16 protein-coding genes are annotated in these 20,053 nt (G+C 61.7%); 4 read left to right on the forward strand and 12 right to left on the reverse strand.

Going from position 1 to position 20,053, the window contains the following annotated elements:
* Nucleotides 1-4: 4 nt before the first annotated feature.
* The 10 genes from ettA to atzF all read right to left on the reverse strand — a co-directional run bounded on the left by ettA (nt 5) and on the right by atzF (nt 14,510).
* Entirely contained in the window at nt 5-1,672 is a 1,668-nt protein-coding gene (gene ettA / locus MXF20_RS12960) for an energy-dependent translational throttle protein EttA (RefSeq protein ID WP_071813584.1), read from the reverse strand.
* A 126-nt stretch (nt 1,673-1,798) separates the two neighbouring features.
* Nucleotides 1,799-2,563 carry a DNA-binding transcriptional repressor DeoR gene (gene deoR, locus MXF20_RS12965; RefSeq protein WP_325969712.1) on the reverse strand — a complete coding sequence of 255 codons (765 nt, stop codon included), beginning with the start codon at nt 2,561-2,563 and terminating at the stop codon, nt 1,799-1,801.
* A gap of 113 nt (nt 2,564-2,676) precedes the next feature.
* Nucleotides 2,677-3,375, reverse strand: a complete 699-nt coding sequence (urtE, locus tag MXF20_RS12970) for an urea ABC transporter ATP-binding subunit UrtE (RefSeq protein ID WP_325969713.1) — start codon at nt 3,373-3,375, stop codon at nt 2,677-2,679.
* 1 nt (nt 3,376) lies between these two features.
* Nucleotides 3,377-4,168: an urea ABC transporter ATP-binding protein UrtD gene (urtD, locus tag MXF20_RS12975; protein ID WP_325969714.1), complete on the reverse strand. Its 792-nt coding sequence runs from the start codon at nt 4,166-4,168 to the stop codon at nt 3,377-3,379.
* Nucleotides 4,161-5,237 carry an urea ABC transporter permease subunit UrtC gene (gene urtC / locus MXF20_RS12980; RefSeq protein WP_058781599.1) on the reverse strand — a complete coding sequence of 359 codons (1,077 nt, stop codon included), beginning with the start codon at nt 5,235-5,237 and terminating at the stop codon, nt 4,161-4,163. Before urtC ends, urtD begins: the two co-directional genes overlap by 8 nt.
* Nucleotides 5,237-6,802 (reverse strand): urea ABC transporter permease subunit UrtB, encoded by a 1,566-nt coding sequence (gene urtB, locus MXF20_RS12985; RefSeq protein ID WP_325969715.1) that lies wholly within the window; start codon nt 6,800-6,802, stop codon nt 5,237-5,239. The genes urtC and urtB overlap by 1 nt, the downstream gene beginning before the upstream one ends.
* Nucleotides 6,803-7,083: 281 nt before the next feature.
* Nucleotides 7,084-8,352, reverse strand: coding sequence for an urea ABC transporter substrate-binding protein (gene urtA / locus MXF20_RS12990; protein ID WP_031279577.1), 1,269 nt, complete (start codon nt 8,350-8,352; stop codon nt 7,084-7,086).
* A gap of 30 nt (nt 8,353-8,382) precedes the next feature.
* Nucleotides 8,383-9,084: a GntR family transcriptional regulator gene (locus MXF20_RS12995; protein WP_021506818.1), complete on the reverse strand. Its 702-nt coding sequence runs from the start codon at nt 9,082-9,084 to the stop codon at nt 8,383-8,385.
* Nucleotides 9,085-9,093: 9 nt separating this feature from the next.
* The gene (gene uca, locus MXF20_RS13000) at nt 9,094-12,711 is read right to left on the reverse strand and encodes an urea carboxylase (RefSeq protein WP_325969716.1); all 3,618 of its coding nucleotides are present in this window, start codon (nt 12,709-12,711) and stop codon (nt 9,094-9,096) included.
* A gap of 2 nt (nt 12,712-12,713) precedes the next feature.
* Nucleotides 12,714-14,510, reverse strand: a complete 1,797-nt coding sequence (gene atzF / locus MXF20_RS13005) for an allophanate hydrolase (RefSeq protein ID WP_325969717.1) — start codon at nt 14,508-14,510, stop codon at nt 12,714-12,716.
* Between the two features lie 256 nt (nt 14,511-14,766).
* On the opposite strand from atzF, the gene sltY reads away from it, so the two are divergent.
* Complete coding sequence (sltY, locus tag MXF20_RS13010) at nt 14,767-16,686, forward strand: murein transglycosylase (protein WP_325969890.1); 1,920 nt, start codon at nt 14,767-14,769, stop codon at nt 16,684-16,686.
* A gap of 43 nt (nt 16,687-16,729) precedes the next feature.
* Nucleotides 16,730-17,038, forward strand: coding sequence for a trp operon repressor (gene trpR / locus MXF20_RS13015; protein WP_058781604.1), 309 nt, complete (start codon nt 16,730-16,732; stop codon nt 17,036-17,038).
* Here the strand turns inward: trpR and yjjX are convergent, their stop codons facing one another.
* Nucleotides 17,039-17,557 carry an inosine/xanthosine triphosphatase gene (gene yjjX / locus MXF20_RS13020; RefSeq protein WP_325969718.1) on the reverse strand — a complete coding sequence of 173 codons (519 nt, stop codon included), beginning with the start codon at nt 17,555-17,557 and terminating at the stop codon, nt 17,039-17,041.
* Between the two features lie 51 nt (nt 17,558-17,608).
* Here yjjX and gpmB point away from each other — a divergent pair, with 51 nt between their 5' ends.
* On the forward strand, nt 17,609-18,256 hold the full coding sequence (gene gpmB, locus MXF20_RS13025) for a 2,3-diphosphoglycerate-dependent phosphoglycerate mutase GpmB (protein WP_021508687.1): 648 nt from the start codon (nt 17,609-17,611) through the stop codon (nt 18,254-18,256).
* 249 nt (nt 18,257-18,505) lie between these two features.
* On the opposite strand, the gene robA is transcribed toward gpmB, so the two are convergent.
* A complete protein-coding gene (gene robA / locus MXF20_RS13030) occupies nt 18,506-19,381 on the reverse strand; it encodes an MDR efflux pump AcrAB transcriptional activator RobA (protein WP_021508651.1) in 876 nt (291 codons plus the stop codon).
* A 193-nt stretch (nt 19,382-19,574) separates the two neighbouring features.
* Between robA and creA the strand changes: the two genes are divergently transcribed.
* Nucleotides 19,575-20,048 carry a protein CreA gene (gene creA, locus MXF20_RS13035; RefSeq protein ID WP_325969719.1) on the forward strand — a complete coding sequence of 158 codons (474 nt, stop codon included), beginning with the start codon at nt 19,575-19,577 and terminating at the stop codon, nt 20,046-20,048.
* Nucleotides 20,049-20,053 lie beyond the last annotated feature (5 nt).

Below are 20,053 nucleotides of genomic sequence, written 5' to 3' on the forward strand. Positions count from 1 at the left end.
GCGATTACTTCGCCATGCGCTTGTACTTGATACGCTTCGGCTCCAGCGCTTCGGCGCCGAGGGTGCGTTTCTTGTACTCTTCGTACTCGGTAAAGTTACCTTCGAAGAACTCCACCTTACCTTCATCCTGATAATCGATGATGTGGGTGGCGATACGGTCGAGGAACCAGCGGTCGTGCGAGATCACCATCGCGCAGCCCGGAAACTCCAGCAGGGCGTTTTCCAGTGCGCGCAGGGTTTCGATGTCCAGATCGTTGGTTGGCTCATCGAGCAGCAGCAGGTTGCCGCCTACCTGCAGCAGTTTCGCCAGGTGCAGACGACCACGCTCACCGCCGGACAGTTCGCCAACGCGTTTGCCCTGATCGGTGCCCTTGAAGTTGAAGCGACCGACATAAGCGCGGCTCGGCATTTCGGTGTTGCCGATGCGCATAATGTCCTGACCGCCGGAAACTTCTTCCCACACGGTTTTGGAATTATCCATCGCATCGCGGAACTGATCGACCGACGCCAGCTTCACGGTTTCGCCCAGCTCGATGCTGCCGGAATCCGGCTGCTCCTGGCCTGACATCATGCGGAACAGCGTCGATTTACCGGCGCCGTTAGGGCCGATGATGCCGACAATGGCGCCTTTCGGCAGCGAGAACGACAGATCGTCAATCAGCACGCGATCGCCATACGCTTTGCTCAGGTTCTTCACTTCCAGCACTTTGTCGCCGAGGCGCGCACCAGGTGGAATGAACAGTTCGTTGGTCTCGTTACGTTTCTGATAATCGGTGTTGTTGAGCTCTTCAAAGCGCGCCAGACGGGCTTTGCCCTTGGACTGACGGCCTTTCGCGCCCTGACGCACCCACTCCAGCTCTTTCTCGATCGATTTGCGACGCGCCGCTTCCTGAGAAGCCTCCTGCGCCAGACGCTGATCTTTCTGCTCCAGCCATGAGGAGTAGTTGCCTTCCCATGGAATGCCCTCGCCACGGTCCAGCTCCAGAATCCAGCCGGCAACGTTATCGAGGAAGTAACGGTCGTGGGTGATAGCCACCACGGTGCCTTCGAAGTCGTGCAGGAAACGCTCCAGCCACGCGACGGATTCGGCATCCAGGTGGTTGGTCGGTTCGTCGAGCAGCAGCATGTCTGGCTTTTCCAGCAGCAGACGGCACAGCGCGACGCGGCGGCGTTCACCACCGGACAGGTTCGCGATTTTGGCATCCCACTCCGGCAGACGCATGGCATCGGCGGCGCGGTTCAGCTGGGTTTCCAGGTTGTGCCCGTCGTGTGCCTGGATCACTTCTTCCAGACGGCCCTGCTCAGCGGCCAGCTTGTCGAAGTCGGCGTCCGGATCGGCGTACAGCGCGTACACTTCGTCGAGACGCTTCAGCGCGCCAACCACTTCCGCGACCGCTTCTTCCACCGACTCACGCACGGTGTGTTCCGGGTTCAGCTGAGGTTCCTGCGGCAGATAGCCGACTTTGATGCCCGGCTGCGGGCGCGCTTCCCCTTCGATATCTTTATCGATGCCGGCCATGATGCGCAGCAGGGTCGATTTACCCGCGCCGTTCAGGCCGAGTACGCCAATTTTGGCACCAGGGAAAAAGCTAAGGGAGATATTCTTCAGAATGTGACGCTTCGGCGGAACCACTTTGCCGACGCGATGCATGCTATAGACGAATTGAGCCACGTTGTGATGAGCCTCTTGGTCTGTAATGGGTGGAACGTCAGATGCTGAAGTTTAGCCGTTTTCACCCGCCAATCACAGCCGCATTGCGCGCAATCTTCCGCAGCGGCTGGCGCGGGCTGAATAATGCTAGCCGCAATGCAGGGTCAGCCCGGCCGCCTGCAGCACCGCGAGCAGCGCGGGCGGAGGCGGGCTGTCGCTGACCAGCCTATCAAACAGCGAGAAGTCACCAATGCGCGCCGGCAGCACCTTGCCGTACTTGCTGCTGTCGCCGACCACGATTTTGGTCTGCGCCCGCTGCAGCGCCAGATGCTTGATGGGCAGTTCATTGAGGTTATAACAGGTGGCACCCTGCGCGGCGTCCATGCCGGCGGCAGAGATAAAGGCTTTATTGGGGCAGAGCGCATCCAGCACCGTGACCTGTTCGAGCGGGGTAAACACGGCGTTATCGGCGTGGAATTCGCCGCCGCACAGAATCACCCGACAGCGCGGCTTCTCCTTTAACGCCAGAAAAGTGTTGATCGCGCTGCAGATGGCGGTGAAGGGCAGGTCGTTATCGATCGCTTCGATCACCAGCGGTAACGTGGTGCCGCAGTCGAAAAATACCGTGTCGTTGGCCTGCACCAGCGCGGCAGCCCGCTGTGCCAGCAGACGTTTCTTGCTGACGTTGAGGTTTTGCTGGTCGCTGACAAAATAGTGCGCCACGTTCTGCCGTGGGTCGCGCATCACATAGCCACCCAGCAGCACCACGCCCTGGGTGGCGCCGGTTAAATCGCGGCGGATGGTCATTTCCGACACGCCCAGCAGCTGCGCGGCCTGTTTTAAGTGCAGGGTATCGCTGTGTTTCAGCGCCTGCGCCAGCTTGTTGATTCGTTCGTCGCGGCGGGTTTCCATCAGTAACAGTTCGCTCAGCCTCAGCTACGGCCAGGATGGCCGGGTGGAGAGTAAACATAAGTTTTTTCTTGCAGATTAACAACCTGTCCTCTGCCTCGCCACCCGCTGCACGGCTAAATCGCCACCAGCCCGCGCACGCCCTCGCTTTCCATATTCGCCCCCGCGCCGCGCTGCACAATTTCGCCGCGCGACATCACCAGGTAGCTGTCGGCCAGTTCGGCGGCGAAATCGTAAAACTGCTCGACCAGCAGGATCGCCATGTCACCGCGCTGCGCCAGCTGGCGGATCACCGCACCGATCTCTTTGATCACTGACGGCTGGATCCCTTCGGTCGGTTCATCGAGGATCAACAGCTGCGGCCGACAGGCCAGCGCCCGGCCGATCGCCAGCTGCTGCTGCTGCCCGCCCGAAAGATCGCCGCCGCGCCGCGTTTTCATCTCGCGCAGTACCGGAAACAGCTGGTAGATCTCCTCCGGAACGCGGCTGGCCTGCGCGCCGGAGAAGCGCGCCAGCCCCATCAGCAGGTTCTCTTCCACCGTCAGACGCGGAAAAATTTCGCGTCCCTGCGGCACATAAGCAATGCCGGCCCGCACGCGCTGGTGTGGCTTGCGCGTATTGATCAGCTGGTTCTGCCAGCGAATCTCGCCGGATTTGGCCGGAATCAGCCCCATCAGACACTTCAGCAGTGTGGTTTTGCCCACGCCGTTGCGCCCCAGCAGGCAGGTGATCTCGCCCGGGCGGGCCTCAAACGACAGGCCGCGCAGGATATGGCTGCCGCCGTAATATTGATGCAGTTCTGCTACCTGTAACATCTCAGCGCCCCAGATATACGTCGATAACCCGATCGTCCGCCTGTACCTCGCGCAGCGATCCCTCAGCCAGCACCTGGCCCTGATGCAGCACCGTCACGTGGTCGGCAATGGTTTCCACAAAGCCCATGTCATGCTCCACCACCATCAGTGAGTGCTTGCCCGCCAGGCTACGGAACAGCTCGGCGGTGTAGTCGGTTTCGGCATCGGTCATGCCGGCTGCCGGTTCGTCCAGCAGCAGCAGGTGCGGCTCCTGCACCAGCAGCATGCCGATTTCGAGAAACTGCTTCTGCCCGTGCGACAGCAGACCCGCCTGCCGCTGGCGTTCACCGCCGAGCCGCAGCAGTTTCAGCACCTCGTCGATGCGATCGCGCTGCTCGCCGTTTAGCCGGGCGCGCAGGCTGGCCCACACCGATTTATCGTTTTTTAGCGCGATTTCGAGGTTTTCAAACACCGTCAGCGCTTCAAACACCGTGGGTTTCTGGAACTTGCGGCCAATGCCGGCGCGGGCGATCTCCACCGGCGACAGCTGGCGCAGATCGGTATCCTGGTCGTAGATCACCTGGCCGCTGTCCGGGCGGGTTTTGCCGGTGATCACGTCCATCAGCGTGGTTTTTCCCGCACCGTTCGGGCCGATCACGCAGCGCAGCTCGCCGACGCCGATCTGCAATGACAGATCGGTCAGCGCGCGAAAGCCGTCAAACGAGACGTTGATCTTCTCCAGCAGCAGCACCGGATCGGTTTGCTGACGATGGCGATCCGCCGGGTGCGGTTGGGTAAACAGTTGCTCAGTCATGGCGCCTCCGGCGCAGCAGGCCAATCACACCACGCGGCAGGAACAGCGTGACCAGGATAAACATCAGGCCCAGGAAAAACAGCCAGTATTCCGGGAAGGCGACGGTGAACCAACTTTTGGCACCGTTGACGATGGCCGCACCCAGCAGCGGACCAATCAGCGTGCCGCGTCCACCGAGTGCCACCCAAATCGCCGCTTCAATCGAGTTGGTCGGCGACATTTCGCTCGGGTTGATGATGCCGACCTGCGGCACGTACAGCGCGCCGGCCAGCCCGCACAGGACGGCGGAGAGCGTCCAGACGAACAGCTTGAAGCCTTTCGGATCGTAACCGACGAACATCAGGCGGTTTTCCGCATCGCGCACCGCCGTCAGCACACGGCCAAACTTACTGCGCGCCAGGGCAAAGCCCAGTGCCAGGCTGAACAGCAGCAACAGCACGGTTGCGATAAACAGCGCGATACGCGTGCCGGTGGCGGTGACGCTGAAGCCGAGCAGGGTGGTGAAACCGGTGAAGCCGTTGTTGCCGCCAAAGCCGGTTTCGTTGCGGAAAAACAGCAGCATGCCAGCGTAAGTCAGCGCCTGTGTCATGATAGAAAAGTAGACGCCTTTGATTCTGGAGCGAAAGGCGAAGAAGCCAAACAGCAGTGCCAGCAGGCCCGGCACCAGCACAATCAGGCACAGCGCCCAGAGAAAGTGCTGGCTGCCGGCCCAGAACCACGGCAGCTCATTCCACGACAGAAACGACATAAACGCCGGCAAACCGCTGCCTGCGGCCTGGCGCATCAGGTACATGCCCATGGCATAGCCGCCGAGGGCAAAAAACAGCCCGTGGCCAAGCGACAGCAGTCCGGCATAGCCCCACACCAGATCCAGCGCTACTGCGACAATCGCATAGCAGAGGATTTTGCCGACCAGCGTCAGCGTGTAGGTGGAGATCGCCAGCGGATGGCTGGCGGGCAGCAGGGCGCAGAACGGCAGCACCAGCAGCAGCGCGGTCACGATGACGCCGAGAATCAGGCTGAGGCGCGGCGCTTTGCGCACCGCGCGTAAGGTCAGTGGCTGGCTCATCAGTCAATCACCCTCCCTTTAACGGCAAACAGGCCCTGTGGACGCTTCTGAATGAACAGCACGATCAGCACGAGGATCAGGATTTTGCCGAGCACCGCGCCAATCTGCGGCTCCAGCACTTTGTTGAGGATGCCGAGACCAAAAGCCGCCACCACGGTGCCGGCCAGCTGACCGACGCCGCCAAGCACCACCACGAGGAACGAGTCGATGATGTAGCCCTGACCCAGTTCCGGCCCGACGTTGCCCAGCTGCGACAGCGCAACGCCACCGAGCCCGGCAATGCCAGAACCGAGGCCAAACGCCAGCATATCGATGCGGCCGGTCGGCACGCCGCAGCAGTCCGCCATAGCGCGGTTCTGGGTGACCGCCCGCACATTCAGCCCCAGCCGGGTTTTATTCAGCAGCAGCCAGGTGAGCGCCAATACCGCGATGACAAACAGGATCACCGCGATGCGGTTATACGGCAGCACCAGATTCGGCAGCAGCTGCCAGCCGCCGGACAGCCAGCCCGGATTGGCCACTTCGAGGTTCTGCGCGCCAAACAGCATGCGCACCAGCTGAATCAGCATCAGGCTGATGCCCCAGGTAGCGAGCAGCGTCTCCAGCGGGCGACCGTATAAATGGCGGATGATGGTGCGTTCCAGCAGCATGCCCATCGCGGCGGTGACGGCGAAGGCCACCGGCAGCGCCAGCAGTGGGTACCACGCCAGCCACTGCGGCGCAAACTGCTGGAACAGGTTCTGCACCAGCCAGGTGGCGTAGGCGCCGAGCATCAGCATCTCGCCGTGCGCCATGTTGATCACCCCCAGCAGGCCGTAGGTGATTGCCAGGCCGAGTGCGGCCAGCAGCAGAATGGAACCGAGCGACAGGCCGGTAAACGCCTGGCCGAGCCAATCGCCCCACATCAGGCGCTGCCTGATGTGCTGCAGGCTGGCGGCCGCAGCGGCGCGCACCTGCGCATCGGGTTCGTTGCTGGCCTGGGTTAAGCGCGTCAGGCTGGCCTGCATTGCCGGATCGCCCGATTCACCCAGCAGCGTGACCGCTTTCAGGCGCAGCGCGGCGTCCGGGCTGGCGAGCTGCAGATTCGCGGCGGCCATCGCCAGCACCGCGTGCACCTTGCTGTCCTGCTCGGCGGCGAGGCGCTGTTCAATCAGCGGCAGCTGGTCAGGCGCGGCATCGTTTTGTAACTGTTGTGCCGCGCGCAGGCGAGTCGCCGCATCGTCACTCACCAGCTGGTGGGCGGCGAGGGCGCTGGCAATCAGCACGCGCAGCCGGTTGTTCATGAAAAGTTTTTTTGTTTCGCCGTCCGGCTGCCGGGCGCTGTCGAGCGGCAGAAGCTGGTCAGCCTGCTTGCTGAACGGCTGTTTGTTCTGGTCGATAACCACGCTTTCATTGCGCAGCGCCTGCAGCAGCGGCAAGCGGCTGGCCTGTGGCGCCGCAGCCCACTGCTGCAGCAGCGTCGCCTGCTGCGTGCGGCTGGCGGCGGCGAAGTCAGCGCCATCACCGGCCTGCGCCAGCCACGGCAGCAGTAATAGCAGGCAGCTGAGAATACGGCGGAGTGTCATGGTGATCATCCTGTTATGGGTTACGTTGGGTGCGATGTGGCCCTCACCGGGGTTAAGGCGTTGTCTGGCCCTCACCCTAACCCTCTCCCGGAGGGAGAGGGAGAAAAAGCGGCAGTGCGGTGCATGGCCCTCACCCCGGCCCTCTCCCACAGGGAGAGGGAGACGCTGCTACAGGTGAGTTCGGTAGCGGCGTGCTGGCTCGATCGGTTCCCTCTCCCGCCAGCGGGAGAGGGTTAGGGTGAGGGCCAGCGGGCCAGAGGGCGAGGGCTCTCAGCCTCCCCTTACTGCGCCGACTTCACCGGATAATCCGGCTTCTTATCATTCCCGGCGATGTACGGACTCCACGGCTGGGCGCGTACCGGCTGTTCGGTCTGCCACACCACGTTGAACTGGCCGTTCTCCTCCACTTCACCAATCATTACCGGCTTGTGCAGATGGTGGTTGGTTTTGTCCATGGTCAGCGTGAAGCCGTCCGGCGCTTTAAACGTCTGTCCGGCCATTGCGGCGCGCACTTTGTCCACATCGGTGGTGCCGGCTTTCTCGACCGCCTGCGCCCACATATGCAGGCCGACGTAGGTGGCTTCCATCGGATCGTTGGTCACCACGGTGCTGGCGTTCGGCAGGTTGTGCGCTTTGGCGTAAGCACGGTAGTCGGCCACGAACTTCGCGTTAGTCGGGTTATCCACCGACTCAAAGTAGTTCCACGCCGCCAGCTGACCGACCAGCGGTTTGGTGTCGATGCCGCGCAGCTCTTCTTCCCCCACCGAGAAGGCGATCACCGGAATGTCGGTTGCTTTAATGCCCTGGTTCGCCAGCTCTTTGTAGAACGGTACGTTGGAATCACCGTTGATGGTGGAGATCACCGCGGTTTTGCCACCGGCGGAGAATTTTTTGATATTGGACACGATGGTCTGGTAATCGCTGTAACCAAACGGCGTATATACCTCTTCGATATCCTTATCCTGCACGCCTTTGCTGTGCAGGAAGGCACGCAGAATCTTGTTGGTGGTGCGCGGATAGACGTAGTCGGTGCCAAGCAGGAAGAAGCGTTTTGCGCTGCCGCCATCTTCGCTCATCAGATACTGCACTGCCGGGATCGCCTGCTGGTTCGGCGCGGCACCGGTGTAGAACACGTTCGGCGACATCTCTTCGCCTTCGTACTGCACCGGATAGAACAGCAGGCCGTTGAGCTCTTCAAACACCGGCAGCACCGATTTACGCGACACCGACGTCCAGCAGCCAAACACTACCGCCACTTTGTCCTGAGTCAGCAGCTGGCGCGCTTTTTCGGCGAACAGTGGCCAGTTAGAGGCCGGATCGACCACCACCGGTTCCAGCTTCTTGCCCAGCACGCCGCCTTTGGCGTTGATCTCATCGATGGTCATCAGCGCCACATCTTTCAGCGGCGTTTCGGAGATCGCCATGGTGCCGGACAGCGAATGCATGATGCCGACTTTGATGGTGTCTGCCGCCTGCGCGGTAAAGGCGAAGCCCATGCTGGCAACGGTAGCGGAGAGCGCGAACGCTTTAAGCAACGAACGTCTTTTCATCATTTAAACCCCTAACTGTGTTATCTGTTGTTATTCAATGGGTTGAAGCCGAGCCTGCTGTAACATGTGCAATGTAATCTTCCTGACCTCGGCCTTACTGACGGCAATGTGGTCGGTTAAAATGCGCTGTGCCTCCTCGGTGTGTTGCTGAAAAATCGCCCGTAAGATCTGAGCGTGCTCGCGGTACGTGGCATCGACCCGATCGTCCCGCGTGAAGTCGAGACGGCGAATGATGCGGATTTTTTCTGTCAGCTCGGCGTGGATGCGCGCCATCTCCTGATTGCCTGCCGCCGCCACCAGCGCCATGTGAAAGGCTTCGTCGTGCGCCGATACCGCTTTGCCGTCTTCCAGCCGGGCATCGTCGATCCAGAAGGTTTTCAGCGCGGTCAGGGTTTCCGCGCAGGCCAGCGGCGGCAGCGCGCACAGACGGCGCACCGCTTCGCGTTCCAGCACGGTGCGGAAGTCGTACAGCTCCTCGAAGTAGGCGAAATCGAACGGCCGTACCTGCCAGCCGCTGCGAAACCACACCTCGACATAGCCTTCGCGCTCCAGCCAGAACAGCGCCTGACGCACCGGCGTGCGGCTCACCGCCAGCCGCTCGGCGATTTCGTTTTCGCTGAAGCGGTCGCCCGGCATCAGACGGAATTCAAAAATGTCCTGCTTCAGCGCCTGATAAACCTTTTCGGCCAGCGCTTCGGGACGGCCTTTGCTGCGGGGTGCGCTACTGTTCATACCTGCTCCTTAAGCCAGCCACAGCAGGGTGTCGCCCGGACTTACCGGTCGGCCCGCCTGGCAGGCAATGCGTTTCACCGTGCCGGCCTGCGGCGCGACAATCGCCAGCTCCATCTTCATCGCTTCCACGATGATCAGCGTCTGGCCGGCCTGCACCGTATCGCCCGGCGCAACCAGCACTTTCCAGATGTTGCCGTTCATGTCTGCGCACACCGCCAGCGCATCGTCCTCTGCGTCGGCCACCACCAGCGTCTCTTCACTGATGAGCGGCGCTTCCTGCTCTTCCTGCGCCCACAGCGTCACTTCCTGCTCAAACGCCGCGGCCTGACGTTCACGGAAGGCACTGATTTCCGGCGCGTTGTCGGTGAGGAATTGCTGATGGGCCGCGAAGTCAAATTCGCTCTGTTCGATGCGGATGCGGGCACGACCGGCGCGGAAATCGTCGCGCAGCTGCGTCAGTTCCGCTTCACTCACCGGATAGAAACGCACCTGATCGAAGAAGCGCAGCAGCCAGGGTTCGCCGGCGGCAAACTGATCGTTTTGCAGGAACTTGTTCCAGATAGGCAGCGTGCGCCCCACCAGCTGATAGCCGCCCGGTGAGTCCATGCCGTAGATGCACATGTACATGCCGCCAATGCCCACCGTGCCTTCGGCGGTAAAGGTGCGCGCCGGGCTGTATTTGGAACTCAGCAGGCGATGGCGTGGATCGATCGGCACCGCGCACGGCGCGCCGAGATAGACATCGCCGAGACCGAGAATCAGATAGCTGGCGGCAAACAGGGTGTCGCGCACCGCTTCGCGGCTCGCCAGCCCATTGATGCGCTGAATGAAGTCAACGTTGTTCGGCAACCACGGCGCGCTGGCGCGAACCGTCTCTTTGTAACGCTCCACCGCGCCGAGCGTGGCGCTGTCTTCAAACGCCATCGGCAGCCAGACGATGCGCGACGGCACTTTCAGCGCGCTGACGTCGCCCAGCCCGGCTTCCAGCTCCAGCAGCAGCGTCATTAGCTGCTGCTGACCGATCACCAGGCTGTCATAGCGCACCTGCAGCGAGCGCACGCCGGGCGACAGCTCTTCGATGCCGGGCTCTGCACGCTGGCGCAGTGCCTGCATCAGCAGATGTACGCGCAGGCGCAGCGCCAGATCCAGCACGTTATCGCCGTACTCAATCAGCACATATTTGTCGCCCGCCTGACGATAGACCGCCGCAGGGGTGGTGGCGGTTGCCGGTAGCGCCGCTAACAGAGTGGCAGAACCGATGTCGCTCGCTGCCAGCGACGGCACCGCGAAGGCCGGTGCGTGCTGGCTGCGCAGCGTGGTTACGCTGTGCGCCTGGGCTTTCTCCAGCGCGACCGCTTCGTCGGCGCTGATCGGGTGGAAGCGGATGCGATCGCCCGGTTTGACCTGGCCAACTTTCCACAGCTCGGCCTTGGCGATGGTGACCGGGCAGACGAAGCCACCCAGGCTCGGGCCGTCGTGCGTCAGGATCACCGGGAAGTCACCGGTAAAGTTCACCGCGCCAATGGCGTATTCGCAGTCGTGTACGTTAGACGGATGCAGCCCGGCTTCACCGCCGTTGGCGCGCGTCCAGCTGGGTTTAGGCCCGACCAGACGGACGCCCAGTCGGTTGGAGTTGTAATGCACCTGCCAGTCGCTGGCAAAGAACTCATCAATGGCGGCCTGGGTGAAGAAATCCGGTGCGCCGTGCGGACCGTACAGCACGCCAATGCGCCATTCGCTGCCGTAGTGCGGCACCAGCGCGCGATCCAGCGCTTCGGGTTCGCTGACCGGGGCCGGCGTGGTGCAGGCGGCGAGCGCTGGCTGAGAGATCGGCAGCATGTCGGCGACACGCAGCGTGCGGCCGGCGTGGCCACCAAACTGGCCCAGCGAGAAGGTGGCGCGGCTGCCGAGGTATTCCGGCACGTCGAAACCATTACGCACCGCTAAATAGGTGCGACAGCCGCTCTGCGCGCGACCCAGCGTCAGGGTTTGTCCGGCTTTCACCGCCACCGGTTGCCAGTAGTCGACCGCGCTACCGTCGAGATCGGCCGGACAGTCGGCACCGGTCAGCGCGATCAGTGCATCGCTGTGGAAACGCAGCGTCGGGCCCTGCAGGGTGAACTCCAGTCCGGCGGCGCTGGCGTGGTTGCCGACGATACGGTTGGCCAGGCGGAAGGCGAAGTCATCCATCGGGCCGGACGGTGGCACGCCGATGTCCCAGTAGCCCAGGCGGCCGGGAAAGTCCTGAATGCTGCTGAAGGTGCCGGGCTGCAGCACTTCGATGACGCTGGCCGCCGGCGTAAAGCCATCAAGGAAGCGCGTCCAGACGTTGCCGCTGCGGAAGGCGTCGGTCGCCACGATCTGACGCAGATAATCCAGATTGGTGGCGATGCCGTGCAGTTGGGTGGCGTCGAGCGCCTGCTGCAGCTTCGCCAGCGCGGCGTCGCGCGTTTCGCCATGCACGATCAGTTTGGCCACCATCGGATCGTAAAACGCCGTCACTTCGCTGCCGGTCTCGATCCAGCCGTCGACGCGCACCGCCGGCGGGAAGCTGACGTGGGTTAATACGCCTGGGCTCGGCTGGAAGTTTTTCAGCGGATCTTCGGCGTACAGCCGCACCTCAATCGATGCACCATGTGGAGCCTGCTGCAGACGATCCCAGTCGATGGCATCGTCCGCCGCCACCTGCAGCATGCACTCCACCAGGTCGAGGCCGGTGACGCACTCGGTCACCGGATGCTCGACCTGCAGGCGGGTGTTCACTTCAAGGAAATAAAACGCGTCCTGCGCGGCGTCATAGATGTACTCCACGGTGCCGGCGCTGCGGTAATTGACTAGCTCGCCCAGCCGCACCGCTGAGGCCAGCAGCGCTTCGCGCGTGGCCTGCGGCAGATTAGGGGCCGGCGTCTCTTCCACCACCTTCTGATTGCGGCGCTGCAGCGAACAGTCGCGTTCGCCAAGCGCAATCACCTTGCCCTTGCCGTCGCCAAAAATCTGTACTTCCACGTGGCGCGCGCGGTCGATGCAGCGTTCGAGAAACACGCCGGCATCGCTGAAAAACTGTTCGCCCAGGCGACGCACGCTCTCCCATGCATTTTCCAGTGCCGTGGCGTCGGCGCAGCGGGTCAGACCGATGCCGCCGCCGCCGGCGGTGCTTTTCAGCATCACCGGATAGCCGATACCTTCCGCCGCGCTGAGTGCGTCCTGCAGCGAACTGAGCAGCGGCGTGCCCGGCGTCATCGGCACGCCGGCGCTGGCTGCCAGCTCACGGGCGCGATGCTTGAGACCAAATTCGCCAATCTGCTGCGCGGTCGGGCCGACAAACGCGATGCCGGCCTCTTCACAGGCGGCGGCGAACGGCAGGCTCTCGGAGAGAAAACCGTAGCCGGGCCAGATGGCCTGCGCGCCGCTTTGCTGCGCAGCGGCCAGAATTTTGTCGATGCGCAGATAGCTGTCGCTGGCTTTGTCACCGCCGAGGGCAATCGCCACGTCGGCTTCGGTAACGTGACGCGCATTGCGGTCGGCATCCGAATAGACCGCCACGCTGGTCACGCCGAGGCGCTTCAGGGTGCGGATGGCGCGGCAGGCGATTTCGCCACGGTTAGCAATCAGAACGGTGCTGAACATGATTAGTGATTCCCCTGTGACGTCAGCCAGTTGCGCCAGCCGCCGAATTCAGTGATTTCCAGCGCCTGCGTCAGCGCTGCCGGTTCGCAGATAAAGCCTTTCACGATGCGTCCATCCGCCAGCGTCAGCGAGCCGATGCCGAGCGGTGCCGGGATTTCCGCGACGAATTCGCCAAAGCGCGCCAGCGGGATGTCCCACAGTTCAACGGTGATGGCGGCGCCGCTGTCGCCGCGCAGCAGGCCGGGCTTTTTGATCGGGCCATCGAGCAGGGCGAACAGGCGATAGTGGCTGGCGGTTTGCGTCTCTTCGACCCACACCGCCTGGCGCGTGGTGAGCTGGAAATTCAGCGGCATGCCGGTGAGATGGGCACCAACCACCGCCACGCGCACGTGGTCAGGTGACGGCGGCAGCGCGGCGGGCTGCGGCGGCAGCGCTTTGCCGGTGGCTCCGAGCGGCAGCGCCAGCTGCTGCTGCCAGCGCAGGCCAAACGCCGCCAGCGCGCGGTCGTGCCACGCCGGGGCGATCAGCGTGATGCCCGCGGGCAGTCCATCGGCGCGGAACGGGCCGGGCAGCGCCAGCGCGCTGAGATCGGCCAGATTCGTGAAGTTGGTATAGGTGCCGAACTGCGAGTTGTAGTGCACCGGCTCCTGCTGCATCTCTTCCAGCGTATGGATGGTGGGCGAGGTCGGTACCACCAGCGCATCGAACTGGGCCAGCGTCTGCTGGATCTGGCGCGTCAGTTCGGCGCGCAGGTATTCGGCCTGATACGCCTCGACGGCGCTGTACTGGCGGCCGCTACTGACGATGCCGTACACCACCGGATCCATCTCTTCCGGGCGGTCGATCATCTCACCGACCGCCACGGTGCGCTCGGCGACCCACGGGCCGTAATAGAGCTGCTCCGCCAGCTGGTGGAAAGGGGCGAAGTCGATCGGGTGCAGCGTCGCACCGCCTGCCGTAAGCTGCTCCAGGGCGCTGAGCCACGCCGCTTCCGCCTGCTGGTCACCGTAAAACTGCGGCGCGGCAGGGATCGCCAGCGACGGCTGCGGCTGGAAACTGGCCGGTGCGCTGCGCGGAGAGTGGCGCGCATAGGCGTCGCCGGCGTCGTAGCCGCCCGCGATGCTGGCGACGCTGAAGGCATCGGCAACCGTCAGGGCGAACACCGAGATGGTGTCATTGAGACGGCAGGCCGGTACCACGCCGCTGGCGGAGAACCAGCCTTTGGTCGGCTTCAGCCCGACGATATTGTTGAAACCTGCCGGCACGCGGCCGGATCCGGCGGTATCGGTGCCGAGCGAGAAGCCGACCAGTCCGCGCGCCAGCACCGACGCGGAGCCAGAGCTGGAGCCGCCGCTGACGTAGGCCGGATTAAAGGTGTTGCTCACCGCACCATACGGCGAGCGCGTGCCCACCAGACCGGTTGCATACTGGTCGAGGTTGGTTTTACCGATGACGATAGCGCCTGCTGCTTTCAGCTTTGCCACCACGAAGGCATCGGCCGCGGCCTGATAGGTCAACGCCGGGCAGGCGGCGGTGGTAGGCCAGCCCGCCACGTCGATATTGTCTTTAACGGCAAACGGCACGCCAAACAGCGGCAGCGCGGCCGGATTGCGCTGGTATGCCGCCAGCAGCGGTTCAATCTGCGCCAGCAGCTCTGCCGGGGAAGCGAGATACAGCCAGGCATTATCCTGGTTATCGAGTGCGTCGAGATGTGCGGCCAGCAGTGCAGGGATCTGCTGTGCATCCTGCTGTGCGCAACGTTGCCAGTCCTGAAGCGTAAAACCGAAGGTCGATGCCATGAGTGAATTCCAGCTGGTATACAAGATGGCATTCAACAGAGCAAAGCACGTGCCAGATTTATAACTGAATGAAATCGCATAGCTATTTGCTGGGTAATAAGTTTTTATGATGATAATTTGCACAATTGCGGCGCAGACGCTGAACAATCACGGTGCGCCTGGGTAAATTTTGTGAAGAACGTGGCAAGAGCCGGTTGGCCTGGTTAGCATGAAGGGAGTCCGGCATAAGCTGGAGCGCAGCAATGAGGAGAGCGGAGTGGAGAAGTGGCGTAACTGGATGATAGGGATCTGTCTGGTCAGCACGGCCGGCAGCGTGTGGGCCGATTCGCTGGATCAGCAACGACAGCGCTATGCGCAGATCAAACAGGCCTGGGACAACAAACAGATGGACCAGGTTGAGCAGCTGATGCCAACGCTGCAGGATTATCCGCTCTATCCGTACCTGCAGTACCGCCTGCTGGCGCAGGATCTCGATCAGGAGACCGGGCTGGCGGTGAAAAACTTTATTCAGCAGTATCCGACGCTGCCGCCGGCGCGTTCACTGCAGACGCGCTTTGTTAACGTGCTGGCGCACCGGCAGGACTGGCCGGGCGTGCTCAGCTTCAGCCCGGATGAGCCAAAGCCGGTGCAGGCGCGCTGTAACTGGTACTACGCCAAATGGGCGACCGGTCAGCAGCAGGCGGCGTTTGACGGGGCCAAAGCCATCTGGCTGCGCGGGACCGCGTTGCCGAACGACTGCGACAAACTGTTCTCGGTGTGGCAGGCTTCAGGGCAGCTGTCGCCGATCACCATCCTCGAACGCATCCGGCTGGCGATGAAAGCCGGCAACGACAGCCTGGTTAATTACCTGGCGAAAATGCTGCCGGCGGATTACCAAACTACCGCCAGCGCGCTGATTGCGCTGCAGCAGAATCCCCAGACCGTCACCACCTTTGCCAGCACCCTCGGCCCGACCGATTTTACCCGTATGGCCACCAGCTACGCTTTTGCCCGCGTGGCGCGTCAGGATATGGACAATGCGCGCATGATGATCCCGCAGCTGGTCCAGGCGCAGAAGATGAGCCCGGCGGAAGAGCAGGATCTGAAAGAGACGGTGGTGTGGCGCATGATGGGCGCGGATCTCACCTCGGAGCAGGCGCGCTGGCGCGATGCGGTGGTGATGAACAGCGAATCGACCGCGCTGATTGAGCGGCGCGTGCGGCTGGCGCTGAGCGAGAACGATCGTCGCGGTCTGAACACCTGGATTGCCCGTCTGCCGGTGGAAGCCAAAGAGAAAGATGAGTGGCAGTACTGGCAGGCTGACTTGCTGATGACGCAGGGGCGCAAAGAGGAAGCGGAAGAGATTCTGCGTAAGCTGATGCAGCAGCGCGGCTTCTATCCGATGGTGGCGGCGCAGCGCCTTGGCGTGGAGTATCCGCTGCAGGTGGATCAGGCACCGTCGGCCGACAACAGCGTGGTGCAGGGGCCGGAGATGGCGCGCGTGCGCGAGCTGATGTACTGGGGGCTGGATAACCTGGCGCGCAGCGAGTGGGCTAACCTGATCAGCAGCAAAACCCGCACCCAGCAGCAGATGCTGGCGCGCTACGCGAATGAACAGGACTGGTGGGATCTCAGCGTGCAGGCCACCATCACCGCGAAAATGTGGGATAGCCTGAAAGAGCGTTTCCCGCTGGCGTGGCGCAATCTGTATCAGCAATACACCAGCGACAAAAGTATCACGCAAAGCTACGCCATGGCGATTTCCCGCCAGGAGAGCGCGTGGAATCCGAAAGCGCGCTCGCCGGTCGGTGCCAGCGGACTGATGCAGGTGATGCCGGGCACTGCCACCCATACCGTGAAGATGTACAACATTCCGGGCTACGTTAACAGCAGCCAGTTGCTCGATCCGCAGACTAACATCCAGATCGGTACGCAGTATCTGGAGTATGTGTATCAGCAGTTTGGTCAGAACCGCATCTTCTCCTCCGCCGCCTATAATGCCGGTCCAGGGCGGGTGCGCAGCTGGCTGAATACCAGCGGTGGCAAACTGGATGCGGTGGCGTTTATCGAAACCATTCCCTTCTCGGAAACCCGCGGCTACGTGAAAAACGTGCTGGCCTACGATGCCTATTACCGCTACTTCATGGGCAAGCCGGATAAGATTCTGGCCGACGGCGAGTGGAATCGCCGTTACTGACTGTGTTATGCTTCCGTACTCGTTAATGAGTACGGAAGCCTTCATGAGCCAATCCCTTTCCCCGCAGCCGGTTGAAGACAACTGGCTACGTTTCATCGACCTGATGCACAACGCGTTTTCCGATGACGTGGCGCTGCCTTTGCTGCAGCTGATGATGACGCCGGACGAGCGCGAAGCCTTGGGCACACGCCTGCGCATTATCGAAGCGTTGATCAACGGTGATATCAGTCAGCGCGAGCTGAAAAATGAGCTGGGCGTCGGGATTGCCACCATCACCCGTGGATCCAACAGCCTGAAAGAGGCACCGCCCGAGCTGAAACGCTGGCTGGAAGCGCGCCTCGGGCGCAGCTGATTACTGCTGATACAGCGGGTGCGTGAACGGGCAGAGCGCCAGAATCAGGGCCTGATGATAGACGCTGGAGCGGCTCAGCAGGCCGTGGGTAAAGGCGCCAATCGCCCCGCCTTTGTGTTTGATATTCTCCACGCCGGTTAAGCGCGCCATCTCGTCACCGAGTTCGCGTCCGGCGGCCAGGCCGGTCATCACCACCGGCGGCAGCGTAAAGCTGGCGGAGCGGGATTCGCCGCGCTGCTGTGCATTCTCCACCACCATCCAGGCAAAGGCGCAGTCGCCTTCGATGCCGGCTTCAATCGCCACCCAGTAATCTGCCTGCGGCCGTACCTGACGCGCATTCGCCACGCGCTGGCGTGCGCCAGTTCGCGTTTCGGCATCGCTTAAGGGCTGCGCAGCGACGCCGCTCTCGACCTCGACCCCTTCAATATGGCAGGATCCTTCGCCGAAAACGTCGTTGAACGCCTGAGCAATTGCGCGGATTTTTGCCGGATTGATGGTGGCTGCGACAACATGGTACATAATTACCTGAACCCTCAAGACAAATTTGTCGCAGTATAACGGAAATTAAGCATGTTACAGGTCTATCTTGTTCGTCACGGTGAAACGGTTTGGAATGCGGCCCGACGCATTCAGGGGCAGTCCGACAGTCCGCTGACGGATAAAGGTGAGCAGCAGGCGCATCAGGTGGGCGAGCGCGTGAAATCGCTGGGCATTACTCACGTGATTGCCAGCGATTTAGGACGTACCCGGCGCACCGCAGAGATTATCGCCGATGCCTGCGGTTGCACGGTGACGCTCGATGCCCGCCTGCGCGAGCTCAATATGGGCTGTCTGGAACAGCGCCCGCTCGACGGCCTGACGGCGGAAGAGGAGAGCTGGCGTAAAGCGCTGGTGGATGGTACCGAAGGCGGCCGGATTCCGGGCGGTGAGTCGATGGAAGAGATGGCGACGCGCATGCATGCCGCGCTCAACGCCTGTCTCGATCTGCCGGCAGGCAGCCGTCCGCTGCTGGTCAGCCACGGCATGGCGCTGGGTGTGCTGGTGAGTACCATTCTGGGGCTGCCGGCCCATGCGGAGCGCCGTTTGCGTCTGCGCAACTGCTCGATTTCGCGCGTCGATCATCAGCAAAGCGCCTGGCTCGCCGCCGGCTGGGTAGTCGAGACGGCCGGTGATGTGTCGCATCTGGATGCCCCGGCGCTGGACGAGTTGCAGCGTTAATTGCGGTAGTGCATGGCGCAGAATGACCGCGTATCGGTGCGCATGAATGATCGCGTATCGGTGCGCATGAATGCGCACCCTACGAGGGCATGGGCAATGCGCATTGGCGACAAACGGTAAGGGTTGTTGCTGCGGTTGAATCGGTGCGCATGAATGCGCACCCTACGGGGTGCACAGGCTATGCGCATTGGCGACAAACGGTGATGCTTCTGTAGGGTCGCCATTGATGGCGACCACCGGCACCGCCCGTTACTGCTGCGGACGAATCGGAATCAGATATTCGCAGCGAATCTCCATCGGCGGCTCGCTGCGCTTCTTGCCACCGTGCGTGTAGAAGCGCTCAATATCCTGGCCCTGACGGCGCACCAGGCCGAGGGTCGGCATACAGGTGCCGTACAGCAGCAGAATAAACTCCTGCAGCGCGGTGCGCGGTCCCTGATAGCTGAACTGCACATAATCCCCGGCTTCCAGAATCACGCTCTGGTTTGACTGCATGCTCAGCGCCTGCTGATCGGCCGGCACCGCCGTGGTGTACAGAATCTCCTGCTCATCATCCTTCTCATGGCTGGCGCGTACCTGATGCAGGCCATACAGCACCGGCGGCACGGTATCGGTCTCCAGCAGGAACTGCTTCCAGAAGTGGATGCGCATCTCGTCGCGGTAGCTGGAGATCTGCTCCAGGGTACAGGTATAGCTTTGCGTTTGCCCCACCAGCACCGTTTCCGGCAGTGTAACAAACTGCGCCTGCGGCATCGGGTAATCATCGAGGCGAATCGGCGGGCGAATGCCGTACGAGTTCCACTCTGATGAGCGGCGATACCACGCAGGTGTCTGATTGAACTGCTTTTTAAACGCGCGGGTAAAGGTTTGCTGCGAATCGAAGCGATACTGCAGCGCAATGTCGAGGATCGGCCGGCTGGTGAGACGCAGCGCAACGGCGGCCTTGGACAGCCGGCGGGCGCGGATATATGCGCCGATGGCGTGGCCAGTAACTTCCTTGAACATTCGCTGCAGGTGCCACTTGGAATAGCCCGCTTTTAGCGCAACGTTATCGAGCGAAAGGGGTTGATCCAGATGGCTTTCCAGCCAGACAAGCAAATCGCGAATGATACCGGCTTGGTCCATAAAACATCCTCATAACTCTCTGGTGGCGCAACGATGAAGTCACCGAATAGTAGCACGAATTGCACAACGGCGCGGGGGTGGTTTGCCAGTTAACTGTGCTACATCAATGCGGGTTGAAACCCATTTGGTTTGGTTCTCGGTTCGATTAACAGTACATTACATTCACATCTATTCCGTTTGCAATGGTAACTCAATGACAATAGCTCGCAATCTTATAGTCACGCTGGCAACTTTAATGTTAAGTCATAGCGTGCTGGCCGAGGAGATCGGCTCCGTTGACACCGTGTTCAAGATGTTTGGCCCCGATCATAAGATCGTGGTGGAAGCCTTCGACGATCCTGACGTAAAAAATGTAACCTGTTATATCAGCCGGGCGAAGACCGGGGGTATCAAAGGCGGACTGGGTCTGGCGGAAGATACTTCCGACGCCGCCATCTCCTGTCAGCAGGTGGGTCCGGTAGAGCTTAGCGATAAAATCGCGCAAGGCAAGGCGCAGGGTGAAGTGGTGTTCCGCAAACGCACTTCGCTGGTGTTTAAGAAGCTGCAGGTGGTGCGTTTCTTTGACCAGAAACGTAATGCGCTGGTGTACCTGAGCTATTCGGATAAAGTGGTCGATGGCTCACCGAAAAATGCGCTGAGCGCGGTGCCGATTATGCCGTGGCACTGAGCCGA

Source organism: Pantoea dispersa, assembly GCF_035783935.1.
Lineage (GTDB): Bacteria > Pseudomonadota > Gammaproteobacteria > Enterobacterales > Enterobacteriaceae > Pantoea > Pantoea dispersa_C.

Coding starts and splice junctions, on each gene's coding strand:
- deoR (WP_325969712.1), bottom strand. CDS start 2,563: ATGGAAACCCGCCGCGACGAACGAATCAACAAGCTGGCGCAGGCGCTG.
- urtE (WP_325969713.1), bottom strand. CDS start 3,375: ATGTTACAGGTAGCAGAACTGCATCAATATTACGGCGGCAGCCATATC.
- urtD (WP_325969714.1), bottom strand. CDS start 4,168: ATGACTGAGCAACTGTTTACCCAACCGCACCCGGCGGATCGCCATCGT.
- urtC (WP_058781599.1), bottom strand. CDS start 5,237: ATGAGCCAGCCACTGACCTTACGCGCGGTGCGCAAAGCGCCGCGCCTC.
- urtB (WP_325969715.1), bottom strand. CDS start 6,802: ATGACACTCCGCCGTATTCTCAGCTGCCTGCTATTACTGCTGCCGTGG.
- urtA (WP_031279577.1), bottom strand. CDS start 8,352: ATGAAAAGACGTTCGTTGCTTAAAGCGTTCGCGCTCTCCGCTACCGTT.
- MXF20_RS12995 (WP_021506818.1), bottom strand. CDS start 9,084: ATGAACAGTAGCGCACCCCGCAGCAAAGGCCGTCCCGAAGCGCTGGCC.
- uca (WP_325969716.1), bottom strand. CDS start 12,711: ATGTTCAGCACCGTTCTGATTGCTAACCGTGGCGAAATCGCCTGCCGC.
- atzF (WP_325969717.1), bottom strand. CDS start 14,510: ATGGCATCGACCTTCGGTTTTACGCTTCAGGACTGGCAACGTTGCGCA.
- trpR (WP_058781604.1), top strand. CDS start 16,730: ATGAGCCAATCCCTTTCCCCGCAGCCGGTTGAAGACAACTGGCTACGT.
- yjjX (WP_325969718.1), bottom strand. CDS start 17,557: ATGTACCATGTTGTCGCAGCCACCATCAATCCGGCAAAAATCCGCGCA.
- gpmB (WP_021508687.1), top strand. CDS start 17,609: ATGTTACAGGTCTATCTTGTTCGTCACGGTGAAACGGTTTGGAATGCG.
- robA (WP_021508651.1), bottom strand. CDS start 19,381: ATGGACCAAGCCGGTATCATTCGCGATTTGCTTGTCTGGCTGGAAAGC.
- creA (WP_325969719.1), top strand. CDS start 19,575: ATGACAATAGCTCGCAATCTTATAGTCACGCTGGCAACTTTAATGTTA.